This is a genomic window from Gardnerella sp. DNF00753, assembly GCF_049244275.1.
Classification (GTDB): Bacteria; Actinomycetota; Actinomycetes; order Actinomycetales; family Bifidobacteriaceae; genus Bifidobacterium; species Bifidobacterium greenwoodii.
Genome location: NZ_CP058393.1, coordinates 645095 through 662869, shown reverse-complemented (window position 1 = coordinate 662869; position 17775 = coordinate 645095). Strand labels below are relative to the sequence as shown.

Annotated in this window: 13 protein-coding genes and 1 tRNA gene; all 14 read right to left on the bottom strand. The window is 40.2% G+C overall.

What is annotated here, in order from left to right; genetic code table 11:
- Positions 1 to 16 precede the first annotated feature (16 nt).
- Entirely contained in the window at positions 17 to 790 is a 774-nt protein-coding gene (locus tag HXT33_RS02895; RefSeq protein ID WP_421787509.1) for an energy-coupling factor transporter transmembrane component T family protein, read from the bottom strand.
- A 55-nt stretch (positions 791 to 845) separates the two neighbouring features.
- Positions 846 to 2783: an ABC transporter ATP-binding protein gene (locus tag HXT33_RS02890; protein ID WP_421787507.1), complete on the bottom strand. Its 1938-nt coding sequence runs from the start codon at positions 2781 to 2783 to the stop codon at positions 846 to 848.
- Between the two features lie 180 nt (positions 2784 to 2963).
- The gene (locus HXT33_RS02885) at positions 2964 to 3590 is read right to left on the bottom strand and encodes a hypothetical protein (protein WP_004135981.1); all 627 of its coding nucleotides are present in this window, start codon (positions 3588 to 3590) and stop codon (positions 2964 to 2966) included.
- A 474-nt stretch (positions 3591 to 4064) separates the two neighbouring features.
- Positions 4065 to 5465, bottom strand: coding sequence for a glycoside hydrolase family 3 protein (locus HXT33_RS02880; RefSeq protein ID WP_421787505.1), 1401 nt, complete (start codon positions 5463 to 5465; stop codon positions 4065 to 4067).
- Between the two features lie 49 nt (positions 5466 to 5514).
- Positions 5515 to 7275, bottom strand: coding sequence for a VWA domain-containing protein (locus HXT33_RS02875; RefSeq protein WP_421787504.1), 1761 nt, complete (start codon positions 7273 to 7275; stop codon positions 5515 to 5517).
- 82 nt (positions 7276 to 7357) lie between these two features.
- Positions 7358 to 9013, bottom strand: a complete 1656-nt coding sequence (locus HXT33_RS02870; RefSeq protein ID WP_421787503.1) for an alpha-amylase — start codon at positions 9011 to 9013, stop codon at positions 7358 to 7360.
- Positions 9014 to 9157: 144 nt separating this feature from the next.
- Positions 9158 to 9231 (bottom strand) — tRNA-Leu (locus HXT33_RS02865).
- 257 nt (positions 9232 to 9488) lie between these two features.
- Positions 9489 to 10928 (bottom strand): pyruvate kinase, encoded by a 1440-nt coding sequence (gene pyk, locus HXT33_RS02860; RefSeq protein ID WP_004127978.1) that lies wholly within the window; start codon positions 10926 to 10928, stop codon positions 9489 to 9491.
- Positions 10929 to 11078: 150 nt separating this feature from the next.
- A complete protein-coding gene (gene uvrB, locus HXT33_RS02855) occupies positions 11079 to 13193 on the bottom strand; it encodes an excinuclease ABC subunit UvrB (RefSeq protein ID WP_421787501.1) in 2115 nt (704 codons plus the stop codon).
- Positions 13194 to 13221: 28 nt separating this feature from the next.
- The gene (coaE, locus tag HXT33_RS02850) at positions 13222 to 13890 is read right to left on the bottom strand and encodes a dephospho-CoA kinase (protein WP_421775714.1); all 669 of its coding nucleotides are present in this window, start codon (positions 13888 to 13890) and stop codon (positions 13222 to 13224) included.
- Positions 13891 to 13968: 78 nt separating this feature from the next.
- Positions 13969 to 14517, bottom strand: a complete 549-nt coding sequence (locus HXT33_RS02845; protein WP_004135965.1) for a TM2 domain-containing protein — start codon at positions 14515 to 14517, stop codon at positions 13969 to 13971.
- Positions 14518 to 14669: 152 nt separating this feature from the next.
- Positions 14670 to 14999 (bottom strand): TM2 domain-containing protein, encoded by a 330-nt coding sequence (locus tag HXT33_RS02840; RefSeq protein WP_421787499.1) that lies wholly within the window; start codon positions 14997 to 14999, stop codon positions 14670 to 14672.
- A 220-nt stretch (positions 15000 to 15219) separates the two neighbouring features.
- Entirely contained in the window at positions 15220 to 16722 is a 1503-nt protein-coding gene (gene rpsA / locus HXT33_RS02835; RefSeq protein ID WP_004135961.1) for a 30S ribosomal protein S1, read from the bottom strand.
- Between the two features lie 138 nt (positions 16723 to 16860).
- Positions 16861 to 17742, bottom strand: a complete 882-nt coding sequence (locus HXT33_RS02830; protein WP_004135959.1) for a bifunctional methylenetetrahydrofolate dehydrogenase/methenyltetrahydrofolate cyclohydrolase — start codon at positions 17740 to 17742, stop codon at positions 16861 to 16863.
- Positions 17743 to 17775 lie beyond the last annotated feature (33 nt).

Below are 17775 nucleotides of genomic sequence, written 5' to 3'. Positions count from 1 at the left end.
TAATTACATAAATTCTTCATACAAGATTAGGCAAAAAGATTGAAGTAACTATTGGTAAAGCAATAATAAGCGCAGAAATAATCACAGATAAGAATCCACGCCATCCGAATGGATATTTATAATACGATGATTTGCGTGTGCGCAAATAAAAACCGCGCTCTTCAGCAGCAAGTGCAGAACTGTCTGCTTTTCGAACTGAAGAAACTAAAAGAGGCACAATAAGCGGCATCATAAGCTTTATTTTTTTAAACGGATTTTTAGTATCATATTCAACACCACGAGCCATTTGAGCTTCTGTGATTTGAGACATTTCGTAAGCAAAAATCGGCACGAAACGCACTGCCGTTGTAATAGTAAAAGCGTAGCAGTATGGAACATGCAAATATTGCACTACAGCATTTGCAAGATCGTTTAATTTAGTTACCGTTAGAACTGTTACAAGAGGAAAAGCAAAGCAGAACAATCTCAAAGCAGCTTTTGCGCCAATATCAATACCGTGCAATGTGAACCACAAGAAAATATAGTTTCCACTTTGAGCAATAACAGTCTGTAGCAAAAACATTATGCAAGAAATTATAAGCATAGCTTTGATAAGACCAGATAATGTTTTAACAACTCGAGTAAAAGCCATGCCAATGAAAATAATAGCTGCAATCGCAATAAGCACGGAATACTGTTTAGCAATAAACACGCTTATTACAACACTCGCAGCAAGAATTAGTTTTGCAATAGGATTAGTGCGATGAAGAAAAGTGTTACCTGGTTGGTAAGTTAACAATCTCGTTTTCATAAATATCAGACGCCTTTACTACTTTATTTGCTACTTTTATTTGCTATTGCTTCTACTAATTCTGTACAGTCTGTTTTACGATTTTTTCGCCACGCAACGCTTCTACTAATTCTTCTCGCACATACAAGCCATTACACTTATTAAATCCATGCGCAACCAAGCCTTGAGAAACGGAACACAATAATGGCGGATACAATGCTGCAGCAGAGCACACTTCCGGCTTTTCAAACACATCATGCGCTGAACCATCAATAATAAGCTTTCCATCGTTAATTGTTATAAGTCGAGTTGCATAATCAAGCACAACTTCCATATCGTGACAAACCATAATCACGCAGCAACCGTTTTTTCTTAAACGCTCTACAACTTGCATAATTCTCATGCATTCCTTGTAATCAAGGCCACAAGTTGGCTCGTCAAGAAGAAGAATCTTAGGATTCGTTACAACTGTTGCAGCTAAAGCAACCATTTGGCGCTGTCCTCTAGAAAGCATAAACGGGCTAGCTTTAGAATCCAGCTCCAACTCATCAATAATTTCCATTGCATGAGCTTTAGCTTCGTCCTCATTCTGACCAATTAAAATACAGCTTAAAGTAACTTCTTCAAGTACCGTTTCTTTGCATAATTGTCGATCAGGATTTTGGAATAAGGTAGATACATATTTTGCTATTTGACTAATGCGAAGCGACTTAGTGTCGATGCCATCTATTGCAACACTACCTTCTGTAGGTCTTAATAGACCATTAATAATCTTTGTAATTGTTGTTTTTCCAGCACCATTTCTTCCAATTAACGCAATTAATTCACCGCTATTTGCATTAAATGAAACATCTTTTAGAGCTTTAACACCATTCGCGTAGGCAAAACTCACATTATTTATTGAAAGGCATTGCTTGTTAGAATTATCTGAATTATTAGCTTTTATGAAAGTTTCTTTATTGGACTCTAAAACAGATTCTGCATTATTCGAGTTATTTGAATTAGAAAGTTTAGAATAATCCGTACGTAATGTTTTAACAATAGTATTTACAGTTTCTTCCACGCCAACAGTAAGCTCAGCAGGATTACAAATCTGTTCATCTTGCAACTGCTTAATTAAATGCGTAGTACGCGGATAGTTAATACCAACTTTACGAAGTAAATCAATGTCTTTAAGAGCTAAAGAAACAGGAGCATCAAGAACAAGCTCACCTTTAGAAAGCACTATAAGACGTTTACAATATTCGCTTAATAAAGCAACTTTTTGCTCAATAACAACAATAGTAATACCAAATTTTTTATTAAGATTTTGAAGAATAGAAAAAATCATGCGAGAAGATACAGGATCCAACGCACATGTTGGTTCATCCAACACTAAAACTTTAGGTTTAAGCGCCAAAATTGCAGCAATAGCAACTTTCTGCTTCTGCCCACCAGACAATGTATCTAGATCTCGATTGCGCAAATCGCTAATACCAACAGTTTCTAAAGAACTAGCTATACGATTAGGGATTTCATCGTGAGGAACACCAAAATTTTCCAATCCAAAAAGAATCTCATCTTCAACATTTGCAGCAACCATTTGCGCATCAATATCTTGAATAACAGATCCAATCAAGCAAGCAATATTAGTTAAAGCAAGATTTTTAGTGTCTTGACCCGCAATCTTAACGCTTCCTAAGAGTTCGCCAGAATAATGGTGAGGAATCGCGCCAGAAAAAAGCGAAGCAAGAGTTGTTTTACCAGAGCCAGAAGGTCCAATAATTCCAACAAATTCACCAGGGTAAATTTTAAGATTTACTCGATTAAGCGCATACGTATTATCATCAACGCTTGAAGTATTTTCACTACGATTTGTACCGTATTGAAAAGACACATTCTTCAATTCAAGTAGCGGATCTTCTAAGTGTGAATCATTAGGTTTTTTCATAAGGCTCTTTATGTTTCGTTGTGGGGCTTGTTCAACTAATTTTCTGCCAGCAATAAGTTCGTTTTGCTGATGCGTACCATCCATAACTGTAACACACCAATCAAACTCAAACTATTTACTAACATAAAAGTTGATGCCAATCGCAATATGACTGGCATCAACTCACTTTTATACCTTTACCTTTTTCTATACACTGCAATCATTCATGCATACTAAGTGCAATAAAAACACATTTTATGCAAAACAATTCGTATAAAAATTGATTTACTTGTGCAATACAATCTTCAATGGAGTGTAAAGTACTTCAACAACAATCGCATTAAATACTGCTGTACCCAAAATAATTGGAAGCATCACCATTACCATATTTGGAGAGTGAAGAATGAAGAAAGCAGCAATAAGAGCAAAAATGCAACCAGAAATTACAGTCGTAATAAAAGTAGATATGAATGGGAATACGCTTACTTTACGAGCCGCATCCTTTGGGAACAAGCGAATATAACCAATTAATATTGCAGTCATAATGATTGCAGCTGGAATATCGCAAGCATACTCAAGGAATGGAATTGAAGTATTAAATTGAATTAACGTTGCAGCAAGAGCACCAATAATAGCTCCCTGGTAAATCTTCGGCCTAACAAGCAAAATTGACAAGCAGAATGAAGCAATAACAAACTCAGGCTGAATATTTCCAATAGAAAGAGATTTTGCAACAGTAAAGTCAAGAATGCATCCTGCCGCAAAAAGTACTGCAACTAACACTAACGAAGTAATATCTAATGCGTGATTCTTAACTTTTACATTTTGCATCATTGCAGCTGCAGCATCTGTAGTTGCGTTTGCACCATTGTTATAAGCTTCCTTAACGGTTTCGTTAATTTCTTGAGCCATGATTTCTCTCCTTGTTTGGGCTTTATATTATTCATATAAAGCTATCGAATATTTTGTTGTGATTTGTGATTTTGTGATTTGGTTATTTTTTAAAATTTAAGCTTATATACAAAAAGACCCCCGGGCTTACCCCGGAGGTCTTTTATAAGCTTTTATATGCAGCTTCTAAAACTTCAGAGTAAACTCACGCCAAAGAGAAGACTGCCACCACCACATACGAGCAGCGTTAAGAGCATTGTGAGATTCAGCATTCATGTTCATGTTACGCATGATAACTGCCTCCTTAAGCTCATTAGCTGACTATGGTTCACGCACAAACCTCAACCGAAGTATTCGATATTCGTTTGTGTTGAGAATGATGCTAACACCATGAAAGTACAAATGCAAACACAACACGCGCACAAACTGAAAATATTATTAAAAAATATTATTAGAACTATTAGTAATTCTTAGTAATTATCAGTAATTCGTTTGTTATTTAGAAAGTTTTTGATATTTAGCAATCTGCAGTTTTACAGCAATAATTCGTTTTACAGAATCATCAATTCTAGACTCAGGGATTTCTCCTCTACGAACTGCATTAACAACAGAATAATAAGCTTGACGCAAATTTGCAGGAGAAAGTAACATATCAAGACCTGCTTTAATCCCAGTAATTGCAGCGCTTGAAGGAGCATAACGTAAAGATATTGCTCCCATTCCTAAAGAATCAGAAATCAGAATACCGTTATAGCCAAGCTTTTTACGAGCTAAACCTGTAACAATCTTTTCCGACATACTAGCTGGAGTATCATCTCCGGTAATCTTCGGATACGACACATGACTAACCATAATGAACTTAACGCCAGTATCTACCGCATCTTTGAATGGAACTAAATCTACTTTTCTTAGCCAAAATGGAGTCTGATTCGAAACAGTAGTACCTTTGTGAGAATCTTCAAAAGTTGAGCCATGACCAGGAAAATGCTTATACGTAGCAAAAACATGATTTTCTTGCAAACCATCCGTAAACGCGTCAGTCATACTAGCCACAAGCTTTGGGCTAGAACCAAACGAGCGCTTTTTCATAAGATTATTATCTGGATTAGTTAGCACATCTGCAACAGGGGCAAAATCAACATTAAAGCCAAAATCATGAAGATATTTACCAATATATGCTCCAGCTTTATAAGCTTTACGCATTTTCTTAGTAACGCCAATATCTCTCATATTAGGCGAAGTATTCACTCCCATTTGAGGATTAGAACTAACTCTTGCAACAGTTCCACCCTCTTCATCAACGCTGACAATTGCAGGCAATGATACACGAGCATTACTTATTTCTTGCAATTTAGAAATCATACTTTTGGTCTGTTCAGGACTTTGAATATTTTCTCTCGTATACATTATTCCGCCAACAGGCAATGAGTTAAAAGCCTGCTGCATTTGCGCACCAGAAGAAGTTACCGTCCAGTTTATGCCAACTAATTCCTCAGGTTTTACAACGAACATTTGCGCAACTTTATCTTCAAGAGACATTTTTGAAAGCACGCTTCTAACTTCTGCGCTATTAGGATCAACTCCCCTACGAGCCAGTTTTTTATGAGCTTTAATTAAAGCCTCGCGCTTTTCTGCTTCTAATGCTAACTCTTTAGGACTCTTAATAGCAGTTCTATTAGAATGGTTAAAGAATTGCGAGCGCATAACATGTACTGCAGCGCACATAGACACTACTATTAAAGCAACCGCAATAATAATCGCAAAAATAGAAGCGAAATGATTCCTCGACGCAACTTTTTCTACTCGCTGATTATGCAACGCACCCCTATACTGTACTGTGCGACCAGTTACAGTATGCGGTATGCTTTGCAATTTACGCGGCTGTTGCTTACGCATAAGCTTTCCCCTAATTCACTAATAATAAAAATACTATTGAAATTATTTACTAGTATTTATTCACTTCGCACACGTAACCTGTCTTACCGCTAAACGTTTTGCGTAATGTAGGATTTGTAAATAGGTTGTCGCGCTGATCATTCCAAGACCATTCGTCATTTAATCTCCAAAGCATAAGATAAAACTCAGGTTCACCATCTTTATCATTTCGACTTGGCTCACCAGGCAACCAGTTTTGATACTTTACTTTTTCACCAGTAACCCAGTGTGCATACACTTCACCGTTTTCGCGCTGAGAAGTGTAACCGCCAATCCACACATACTTGACGCCTTCCTTCTTAGCCATATTTATAACCTTAGTTTCCTTACGCTTGTCTGTAAGAGTTACTAAGTAACCACCATCTTGCATGCATGCACTATTAGCTTCGGTCCAAGTTACGTCTACCTTATGAAGAACAAAACGAGAACCACCCTTCTTATAAGTCTTCTTCTTTACTGGCTTAAATGCTAAATCGTCACCAATGCCACCAGACTTATGATTCTTCGAATCTGCAAGCAAAGCAGAAACTACACGATCAACATAAGGATTTGTTGAAGAATCAGAATCGTATTCAAGACAATAAACATTATCTTGATTAACTCTAATTCTATTCATTACATCTTTCATATCTGAAATAGAATTAATATCCCAGAAGTAGCCGTTTGTTTCGTTTGCAATATTCTGCAATACGCTAGAATCAGCATCACTTGTACCAATCAAATAAACTGGCATTCCCTTTTCTTTTGCTAGAGCAATAACCTCATCCGCAGTATGAGTGCTTTCATTATCCAAACCATCTGTAAAAGCAATAACACAGTTAAAACCTGGATGGTTTGAAGCATTAGTAACACCAGTGTATAGAGCATCATACAAGGCCGTCATTCCGTAAGGTGTCATATTATCGATACCTGTAAGAAGTCGATCTTTATCATTTGTGTATGTTGCCATATACATGAGGTAGCTATCGAAAGATATAAGCTCTCCTTTATCTCCAACCTTGTAGTTGAGATTGCGCACAAAATCACTCATTGTTTTCTTCATAGTGTCGATTGAAGAATCCATTGAGCCAGATTTATCAAGAAGAATCTCGTAATTAACACCTTGATTGTCTTTAATTCTCTCAACCTTGTGAATAAGGCGTTCTACTTCTTTGCCGCCACCAATTTTTTCGCGAATTGCAGCAGTTGGAGAATCAATTTCAAGCGCTTTTCCACTGCTATCCGTAAGAGAAAAGTACAATTTAACGTGCGGATATTGAGAAACGTCGGAATTAACAATTTTTAGCGTATAATCTTCATACTTGTGTGATTGAGTAAGCTCACTGCGAAGCTTTGAATAAGGAATTTGACCCGGATGAATAAAATCCCAAATTAAGCATCCGAAAATACATGAAAGAATAAAAGATATAACTATTGTAATAGAAAGAATTATATTTCTTTTATCCTTTAATTCCTCGTTTGAGAAAACATCAAATCCAGAAAATAGGCCGCCACTGCGTGAAGATGCAGGAATAGCTGATGCCGTATAAGTGGCTGATGTTGCAGCATTATACGGCTCAGCTTTGTAAGCTTGAGGCATGTTGTTACGCATACTTTGCTGATTCTGCTGAGAACTCTGCTGATTCTGAGAACTCTGCTGGCTCTGAGAACTCTGCTGATTCTGCGTATTGTTCTGCTGATCATTTTCTGCAGAAGCATTAACAGCTGCTCCACAACGAGAACAGAACCGTGCATTATCCTTAATTAAAGCTCCACAGTTGATGCAAAACATACGTTCTTCTTTCTCACAGCATTATGCAAGTACTTACATAATTAGCTCAAGCTTAATATACTTTTTGATTCTATACCTTCTTTTATATATTCTTATCTCGCTTTACTTTAATAAAGGACGCACTAGCCACAACCAAAGCTATAAAAATAGCAACAAATACCAGAAGTATTTTATTAATTGCAGAATTGCTACCAAAGTGCTTTACAGCATTAACATGCAATGCCACTGCAGAATGAGAAGGAATAGTTGTTTCAACTTTCCCACCGCTAACAGTTACAGTTTTTTCGCAATTCTTTGATGCATAAACATTGCAATACTCACCATCTGGCAAATCAGTATTGTAACCAACATCATTCTGCTTATCGTCATTATTAATAGCGAAGAAACCCTTATTTCCGCGGCTAAAAGCAATATTATTGCTTTCATCATCCTGCCACTTAGTTACTTTCGTACCTTTAACAGCATTATAGAAGCCAATCATGCCTCGAATTGAAGTCCAGCGTTGAGTGCACTGCCACTTTGAATCCTTTCCACAACTTGCATCAGGAACAGACGTTTCAGTTGCAAAAGGCGCACCAACATCTCGCGCACTAAACTTATATCCAGAGTAAATATTTGGCGTACCATACGGATAAGCAAGCATAAAAGCATTTGCAAGCTCATATAATTTGCCATCTTTATAAGTAAGAACACTTGTGGCATTATCTCGCTCAGTATCCCAATTTGTAACAAAAATAGCAGCACTCTTATTAGGAATAAGACCATCTGTAATATGCTTCAAATTGTCTATTGAACCAGAGAAATAATTTCGCAAACGGTACGAGTACTCAAACTCGTCTACTTCACCAGTTCCAACATATTTATCTGGCTGATTTTCTTTCGCACCATTGCTATCCCCAATCGTTTCCTGCATCCACCAAATGTTTTCAGGCTTAACACCACTAGCATCAGATGCAGCCTTCTTAATAGCTTTCATCTCGTTTGGAGCAATATGCTTTACAGCGTCCACGCGGAAGCCCACAACACCCATTTTTAGCAATTTTGCAAAATAATTACCAAGAGTTTGCTGCACATGCGGCTTAGAAGTATCCAAATCAAGCAAACCAACTAAACGATAATTCCAAACTACTTGAGCATCACTATACGTGTAAATATCTTTATCTATTTGATGAAAATCATCTTTCGTGTAACCAGCATCAGGATAACTCTGATTTGCCGCATCATACTTACTACCACCAACTCCCACAGTATCTTTATTGTCAGCACCAGTCATGTGGTTAATAACAGCGTCAACAATAATTCCAACCTTCGCAGCTTTACACGTAGTAATCATATTCTTAAACTCAGCTTCAGTACCAAGCTTGGAATTTAGATTGTAACTAACAGGCTGGTAAGAAGTCCACCACGCTTTTCCTTTAATATGATCCTCTGGAGGAGACACCTGAACGTACTTAACGCCTTCAGGACCATACGTTTCTTTGCACTCCTTGGCAATACTCCTCCAGTTTTGCTGAAAAGCTGTAACAATAACGCCTTTTTGTGGAAGGCCGTTTGTTGATTTAGTTGAAGCAAATGCCGAAGAGTTTGGAACAATGGTAAACACACACATTAATATTGTTGCTACAGCAGCGAATGACGCAAATACAAACATTAATTTATGCTTGTAATTATTGATTAATTCGCTAGCATAATTACTTTTTTTACGATTACCTACTTGCAATTTTGCACTGCGGATCATCTTTGTTCCTTTCACATCACGTACAGCACATTCATTGTTTTATTGTGCGAAAATGCTTTTATTATTATACGCTTTACTGTTTATGTCTGAATATTAAAACGAAATAAAAAACGTCACTCAGCAAGCTAAGTGACGTTGTGCACGTGCCCCCGGTGAGACTCGAACTCACACTGCACAGATTTTGAGGCTGTTTCCTCTACCAATTGGGATACAGGGGCATCTTCAATTTTTCGCAATTTTTTGCGACTTGTTGACTATAGCACACTTTAAGCTGCATGCAAATAGTTAAGGCGTTTTGCGCGTGTCGCAATATTGAATATTTGCGATTAAATACAAGCAATGCGCGCAACCTACAGATAGGAAGCGCGCATTACAAGTCACAACTTATACGTTACACGTTATACGTCCTACACATGCGCAAGTAAATAATTAAAAAATTAAATCATACTAAACGCATGTGCAAAACCGCGTAATATTAGTCGCAAGCACCAACTGTGTGAACGTAGATGGAGTCAGTACGACCAGCCTGACGCTCACCCTGAGCAGTGCTCAAGATAACAATCTGGTCACCATCTGAAACCTTACCAGCCTCACGAAGAACCTTGTCGGTGAAAATCATCAAATCGTGACGATTCATATCGTGATAATCTTCACTAATCAAGAATCCTTCAGTACCCCAGCTCAAAGCCAACCAGTGATAAGTGTGCTCATTGTTGGTCAATCCGTAGATTGGAGCAGTTGGACGTTCGCGGGAAATACGATGAACCGTACGACCAGTCTGAGTGTAGGCAACAATAGCCTTAGCGTTAAGCTTATCTGCCAAATCAACAGCTGCAGAAGAAACTGCGCCGGTGCTAGACATATCAAGCTCAACTGCAGGAATGCGATCATAGCCATTCTCGGTAGCATACTGAGAAATGCGAGACATAGTCTTTACGGTAACATCTGGATACTTACCAACAGCAGTTTCGTTAGAAGTCATTGTTGCGTCAGCACCATCGAGAACAGCGTTAGCGCAATCGGAAGCTTCTGCACGAGTTGGTACTGGAGAGTTAACCATTGTGCCAAGAACTTCGGTAGCAACGATAACTGGCTTTGCATAACGGCGAGAAAGCTCAATGCAGCGCTTGGTAACAAGTGGAACCTCTTCAAGAGGCATTTCCACAGCCATATCACCACGAGCAACCATAATGCCATCGAAGGTCTTAACAATCTCTTCCAAGTTTTCAACAGCCTGTGGCTTTTCAATCTTGGCGACGATTGGAATACGACGACCTTCTTCGTCCATGATTTCGTGAGCGCGATCAATATCGGTAGCAAAACGCACGAAGGACATAGCAATAATGTCAGCGCCAGTGCGAATAGCCCAACGAAGATCAGACTCATCTTTTTCGGTCAAAGCTGGAAGAGAAACTGCAACGCCTGGAAGGTTAATGCCCTTGTGGCTGGAAACTGGGCCAGCAACAATAACCTTAGTGTGAACGTCGTTGCCTTCAACCTTAGTTACCTCAAGACGAACCTTACCATCATCAATAAGAATTGGGTCGCCTGCATGGCAATCTCCTGGCAAGCCCTTGAAGGTTGTGGAAGTGCGATGCTCGTCACCTTCAACATCATCAGTAGTAATGATGAACTCCTGGCCTTCTTCCAAATAAACCTTATCTTCACCATCAGCGTTCTTCTTGAACCAACCACAGCGAATCTTTGGACCCTGCAAATCAACAAGAGCAGCAACATTGCGGCCAGTGGACTTGGAAGCTGCACGAACATTGTTGTAAACGCGCAAATGATCTTCAGGAGTGCCGTGAGAACGGTTCAAACGAGCAACATCCATACCAGCTTCAACAAGCTTGGTAATACCTTCCAACGATTCTGTAGCTGGACCAATGGTATCAACAATTTTGGCTTTACGCATAATGCCTACCTATTTCCTTTGTTTATTTTTAAATGGGAAAATACCCACTTTCCGAGTAATAGTGTACCAGCAAATTGTGACCTATAGGCAAAACTCGCGCCTATTTATTCATTACAATTAACCACGACTAGCTGCGCTCGCTTATTACCATCACTTATTAGCCTCATCCATTTGCCGCAACTCTTTCTTTAAATCGCGTATTTCGTCGCGCAAGCGAGCAGCCAACTCGAATTGCAACTGCTGCGCAGCAACATGCATTTGCTCGCTCAAATTTTTAATCAGCGACATAATATCGTCTTGTGGCAACGCAGAAACATTTGCCATACGCTTTTCTTTGCTTTGCTGCCCAAGATTCGTCTCTTTTGGCACTCCATAATGCGAGTTGCCAGCCTTATTAGCATTCCTATAACCGCCTGCTAGCAAAGTCTGCGTATCAACATCTTCTTTAGCAAGCATGTCGTTCACGTCACTAATCTTTTTTCGCAAAGGCTTAGGATCAATTCCATGAGCCTTGTTATACGCGATTTGCTTTTCGCGGCGGCGCTCCGTCTCGCTAATCGCCTTGCTCATAGCATCCGTAACGGTATCTGCATACATAAGCACAGTTCCAGAAACGTTACGAGCAGCGCGGCCAATAGTCTGAATAAGCGATCGGTAAGATCTTAAGAATCCTTCCTTATCTGCATCCAAAATCGCAACAAGCGAAACTTCTGGCAAATCCAAACCCTCACGAAGCAAATTAATGCCAACAATCACATCAATTTTGCCTTCGCGAAGCTCGCGCAAAAGCTCCACTCTGCGCAAAGTATCAACATCTGAATGCAAGTACTCAACTTTAATTCCAAGCTCCAAAAAGTACTCGGTTAAGTCTTCCGCCATTTTCTTCGTAAGCGTAGTAACAAGCACGCGCTCATCTTTTGCCACTCGCTCCTTGATTTCCGCAAGCAAATCGTCAACCTGACCTTCCACAGGTCGAACCTCAATCTTAGGGTCAAGCAAACCAGTTGGGCGAATAATCTGCTCAACTACGCCGTCAGAAAGCCCCAACTCGTAATCTCCAGGCGTTGCAGAAAGATACACAGTTTGACCAACATGATCCAAAAATTCTTTCCACTTTAACGGGCGATTATCCATTGCAGAAGGCAACCTAAAGCCATGCTCCACAAGCGTTCTTTTGCGCGAAGCATCACCCTCATACATGGCTCCAATTTGCGGCACTGTTACATGCGACTCGTCTAAAACTAACAAAAAGTCGTCTGGGAAAAAGTCAAGCAGCGTATGCGGAGGCGTGCCTGCATCGCGTCCGTCAAAATGCCTAGAATAATTTTCCACTCCTGGGCACACACCAACCTGACGCAGCATCTCCAGATCATATGTAGTTCGCATTTCTAAACGCTGAGCTTCCAGCAATTTGTTCTGCTTTTTAAGTTGTGCAACGCGTTCGTCACGCTCTTTTTCAATAGCCTCTAGCGCGCGTTCCATGCGCTCTGGCCCTGCAATGTAGTGAGATGCTGGGAAAATATGAACGCTACTCTCCTGGCGAATCACTTCTCCTGTAAGAGGATGCAACATTGTAATTCTGTCGATTTCGTCACCAAAGAACTCAATTCGCACAGCTAATTCTTCGTACACTGGAATAATCTCAACTGTGTCTCCGCGCACTCTAAAAGTTCCGCGCGTAAAGGCAATGTCATTGCGCTTGTATTGCATGCTCACAAACTGGCGAAGAAGCGTATCTCGCTCAAGCTGCTGGCCAACGTTTAGCATAAGCATTCTCTCTGCATACTCCTCTGGAGTACCAAGTCCATAAATGCAAGAAACAGTAGCCACAACAACGCAATCGCGTCTAGTAAGCAAATTCGCTGTAGCAGCATGACGAAGCCGCTCAACATCGTCGTTAATATTGGAATCTTTTTCAATATACGTGTCTGTTTGCGGAATGTACGCTTCTGGCTGATAGTAATCGTAGTAAGACACAAAATAGCTCACGGCATTATCTGGCATAAGCTCACGAAATTCCGCGCAAAGCTGAGCTGCCAAAGTTTTATTCGGCTCAATAATAAGAGTAGGACGCTGCAAACGCTCAATCAGCCAAGCAGTTGTAGCAGTTTTACCAGTTCCCGTAGCACCCATTAAAACAACGTCGTTTTCGCCGTTTTCAATGCGATTCGCCAACGCTTCGATTGCTTGCGGCTGATCACCCGAAGGTTTGTATGGTGCTTTTACAACAAACGGCTTGTTTGTGCGCTGAATTTTATTAGACATAATCTTTTACTTCCCCAATTTTGCCATTTCAGCGCTTTGATTGTTTATTGTTTATTTCTTGCAGCCATGTTTTCAGCATATTGTCAACACTTTTAAGCATAGATTCCATCGGTTTCGTTGAATCTACCACAAAATCTGCCATAGCTTTTCGAGCTTTACTTGGAAGCTGACTATTTATGCGCGCTAAAGCTTGTCTCTCCGTCATATTTCGCTCGCTTATCATTCGCTTAACGCGAATTTCTTGAGGCGCTTCAACTGTAATAATATGGTCAAAACTAAATGGAATGCTGTCTATTACTTGCGCAAGCAGCGGGATATCGTGCACAATAATCGAACTCATACTGCCTAATACATTACTATTTTCTTCAGAAATTTTATTAACATATTCGCTTTCTAAAGTCTTTGCGCAATCATAAATAGCAGGATGAATAAGCAACTCAAGCTTCTTACGATTTTCACAACTCTCGTTGGAGTACCCAAAAACATGCTTTGCAATAAACGCGCGATTTAAAGAACCATCATTCTTAACAGCATTTTCCCCAAAAATTCCTACGATTCGCTGCAATACTGCACTTCCTGGTTCCACAACTTTACGCGCTAAAACATCGTAATCTATAACAAAAGCGCCAAGCGAATGCAAATGGTTTACTACTGTAGATTTTCCAGCCGCAATTCCGCCCGTTATCGCAATACGCATTATTGTCATATATAAATTATAAGTAATGCCCCAGTAAATAATTACCGGGGCATTATATGCTAAATAGTAATTGTAAAATTAGTCTTGAAGTTCAGCACCATCGGCATCCTTATGCCACTTAGAACCAGGCTGAGAGCAAAGAATGCAAATTCCTTCAATAAATGCCCAAATTCCAGAAACAAAAGCCAGCAAGCCGAAAGAAAGAATAGAAATAAGAAGCTGGGCAATAGCCTTGCCTTTAAAACCAAGATAGAAATTGTGCACACCCAAAGCGCCCAAGAAAATCGCTAACAGGCCTGCAGCAATCTTGTTACGAGAGCTTCTGTATGTGTTTGATGAATAATTATTAGACCCATAGTTAGAGTAGGAAGACGCTTGATTGTACTGAGGAGCAGACTGAGAGTACTGACCATATTGTGGCTGAGAATACGAATTCTGGCCATACTGAGGCTGACCATACTGTGGCTGAGCATTGTACTGAGGCTGAGCACCATACTGGGATTGGTCGTTATATTGTGGCTGAGCCTGGTTGTACTGCTGAGACTGATCATTGTACTGTGGCTGTCCGTACTGTGGCTGTCCGTCAGAGCCTGAGTAATCTCCAGTTTGATTATCTAAATCACTCACAATAATTACACTTTCTCTCGTAAGAAATTTATTTTCTTAAAAACTATATAATAAAAAATTAATAAATAAAAGCGTTATTACTAAAGATATTAAAAGATGCCCTGATGATCACTCACCAGGGCATCTTGTTTATTAACAATAATTATAAAACACTAATCCTTTAACTCAGCTCCATCAGCATCTTGATGCCACTTAGTTCCAGGCTTTGAGCAAAGAATCAAAATACCCTCAACCAATGCCCATATTGCTGTAATGATCAACAGGAAACCAAAGGAAAGAACAGAAATAAGCAGCTGTGCAATCGCCCTTCCTTTAAAACCAAGATAAAAATTGTGAATACCTAATGTGCCTAAGAAAATCGCTAGCAAACCTGCAACAATTTTATTGCGCGAGCTTACTAAAGTTGCTTTAGCTCTCTCCTCACTATTCCCCTCGTACGAAGGGGACTGAGCATTTTTCTGATTGTTGTCAAACGTGCTCATAATCTTCACCAATCCTTTTAATAATTATGATTAATGCTTAAAAGCATCATATAATCATGATTCTTAAAAGAAAATTAATTGTACCTATATTTAATTACAAAACTTGAGTCACAAAAATACTCGTAAAACATACTCAAAATAGTAGTAAAACATAAACAAAATTGCCCCGATGATCACTCACCAGGGCAATTGTTAATAAGCTTCTAGTAGAAAGTAGAAACTACTTCTTTTCGCTCAAAAGCTGTTCGCGCAAAGCTGCGAGCTGGTCGGAATCAGCTAAAGCACCTTCGTTAGAAGCCTCAGAAGAATAGTTGGAAGCAACTTCTTCCTTCTTCTCTTCCTTAGCTGGCTTCTTTTCAGCTTCTTCGCTCTGGCCGTCAGCGGCAGCAGATTCAGCTGCAGCTGCGAGTTCCTTAGCAGCGAATGCCTTGTGTTCTTCCCAAAGCTCGTGAGCTGCAGCATACTGAGCTTCCCACTCTTCGCGCTGCTGCTCGTAGCCAGCCATCCACTCATTAGTGTTTGGATCGAAGCCTTCTGGGTACTTGTAGTTACCTTCGGCATCATATTCAGCTGGCATGCCGTAGAGAGCTGGATCGAAATCTTCAGAATTTGGATCGACAGCTTCAGTAGCTTGCTTCAAGGAGAGGGAGATACGACGACGATCAAGATCAACGTCGATAACCTTCACGAATACTTCTTCGTTAGCCTTAACAACAGTTTCTGGGTTCTCTACGTGACGGTTTGCAAGCTCAGAAATGTGAACCAATCCCTCAATACCATCTTCAACGGAAATGAACACACCGAACTGAACAATCTTGGTAACCTTGCCCTTAACAACCTGTCCAGGAACATGGGTGCGAGCAAAGCGCTGCCATGGATCTTCCTGAGTTGCCTTAAGGGAAAGGGAAATACGTTCGCGATCAAGATCAACATCGAGAACTTCAACGGTAACCTTATCGCCAACCTTAACAACCTCAGATGGGTGATCGATGTGCTTCCAAGAAAGCTCAGACACGTGAATGAGGCCGTCAACGCCGCCGAGGTCAACAAACGCGCCAAAGTTTACGATAGAAGACACAACGCCTTCGCGAATCTGACCCTTCTTAAGCTGCGAGAGGAAGGTCTCGCGAACTTCGGACTGGGTTTCCTCAAGGAACTGACGACGAGAAAGCACAACGTTGTTGCGGTTCTTATCGAGCTCGAGAATCTTAGCCTTAATCTTCTGGCCAATGTATGGGGAAAGATCGCGAACGCGACGCATTTCAACCAAGGAAGCTGGCAAGAAGCCACGCAAACCGATGTCTACAATCAAGCCGCCCTTAACAGCTTCAATAACTGTACCTTCAACGATGCCGTCTGCATCCTTAATCTTCTCGATGTCACCCCAAGCACGCTCATACTGTGCACGCTTCTTGGAGAGAATAAGACGTCCTTCCTTGTCTTCCTTAGTAACAACAAGGGCTTCAATGGTGTCGCCAACTTCAACGACATCATCTGGATCAACGTCTTTCTTGATGGAAAGTTCACGGGAAGGAATTACACCTTCAGTCTTGTAGCCGATATCCAACAATACTTCGTCGTGATCAATCTTTACGACGGTACCTTCAACTAAATCACCATCATCAAAATTCTTGATGGTTGAATCGACTGCCTTGATGAAGTCTTCTTCGGTGCCAATATCATTAATCGCAACCTTGGCGACTTCGTTATTATTCTCTGCCATTATTTATTAGTGGTTTCTTCTTGGGGTGGATATTACTCGATATTTAGTTATAGTTATGCGCGATACTACGCACACAAAGAGCTAGTTTATAGGCAGGCCTAGCCAAAATTGCCGTTTTAGTCCGGGAGTGTCGAAATATTAATTTTGAAGCTTTCTTTCAGCCATATCAACAACATTCGCAAGAAGCATAGCGCGTGTCATAGGGCCTACTCCACCAGGATTTGGAGAATATGCTCCAGCAATCTCACGGCAAGCAGCATCCACATCGCCTTTTATACGATATCTTCCCGCTTCCTCATCAAATATGCGAGACACCCCAACGTCAACTAGAACTGCACCAGGTTTAATATCTTCCGGCTTAACAAAACCAGCACAGCCCATTGCAGCAATAATAACGTCAGATTCACGCATAATTTCCTGCAAATTTTTAGTATGAGTGTGGCATAGCGTAACAGTTGCATCTACTCCCCTGCGCGTAAGAAGCAAACCAATCGTTCGACCAACCGTGATTCCTCGACCGAGAACACAAACGTTTTTACCAGAAAGATTAATTCCATACTCGTCTAACAAAGCTAAAATTCCACGAGGAGTACACGGCAAAGGCGTTGTAATATCTCCAGAAATATGCATCACAAGTTCGCCTAGATTATAAGGATGCATTCCATCACAATCTTTTTTAGGATTGATTGCGGAAATAATTTTTTTAGAATCAACGCCCTTAGGAAGAGGCAATTGCACAATAAAACCTGTACAAAGCGGATCATTGTTCAATTGCTCAACTGCTTTAAGAATGTCATCTTCACTAGCATCTTCTGGCAAATCACATCTGATTGAACGAATCCCAACTTCTTCGCAATCTTTGTGTTTTCCAGCGACATACTTTAATGATCCAGGATCATTCCCAACAAGTAGAGTACCCAATCCCGGTTCAATACCATTTTTACGCAATAGCGCAACGCGTGCAGACAAATCTTCCTTAATTTTGCCAGCAAGTGCTTTACCATCAAGAACAATAACCATAAATATGCCTCCCAACTCGCACAATTCGTAAGG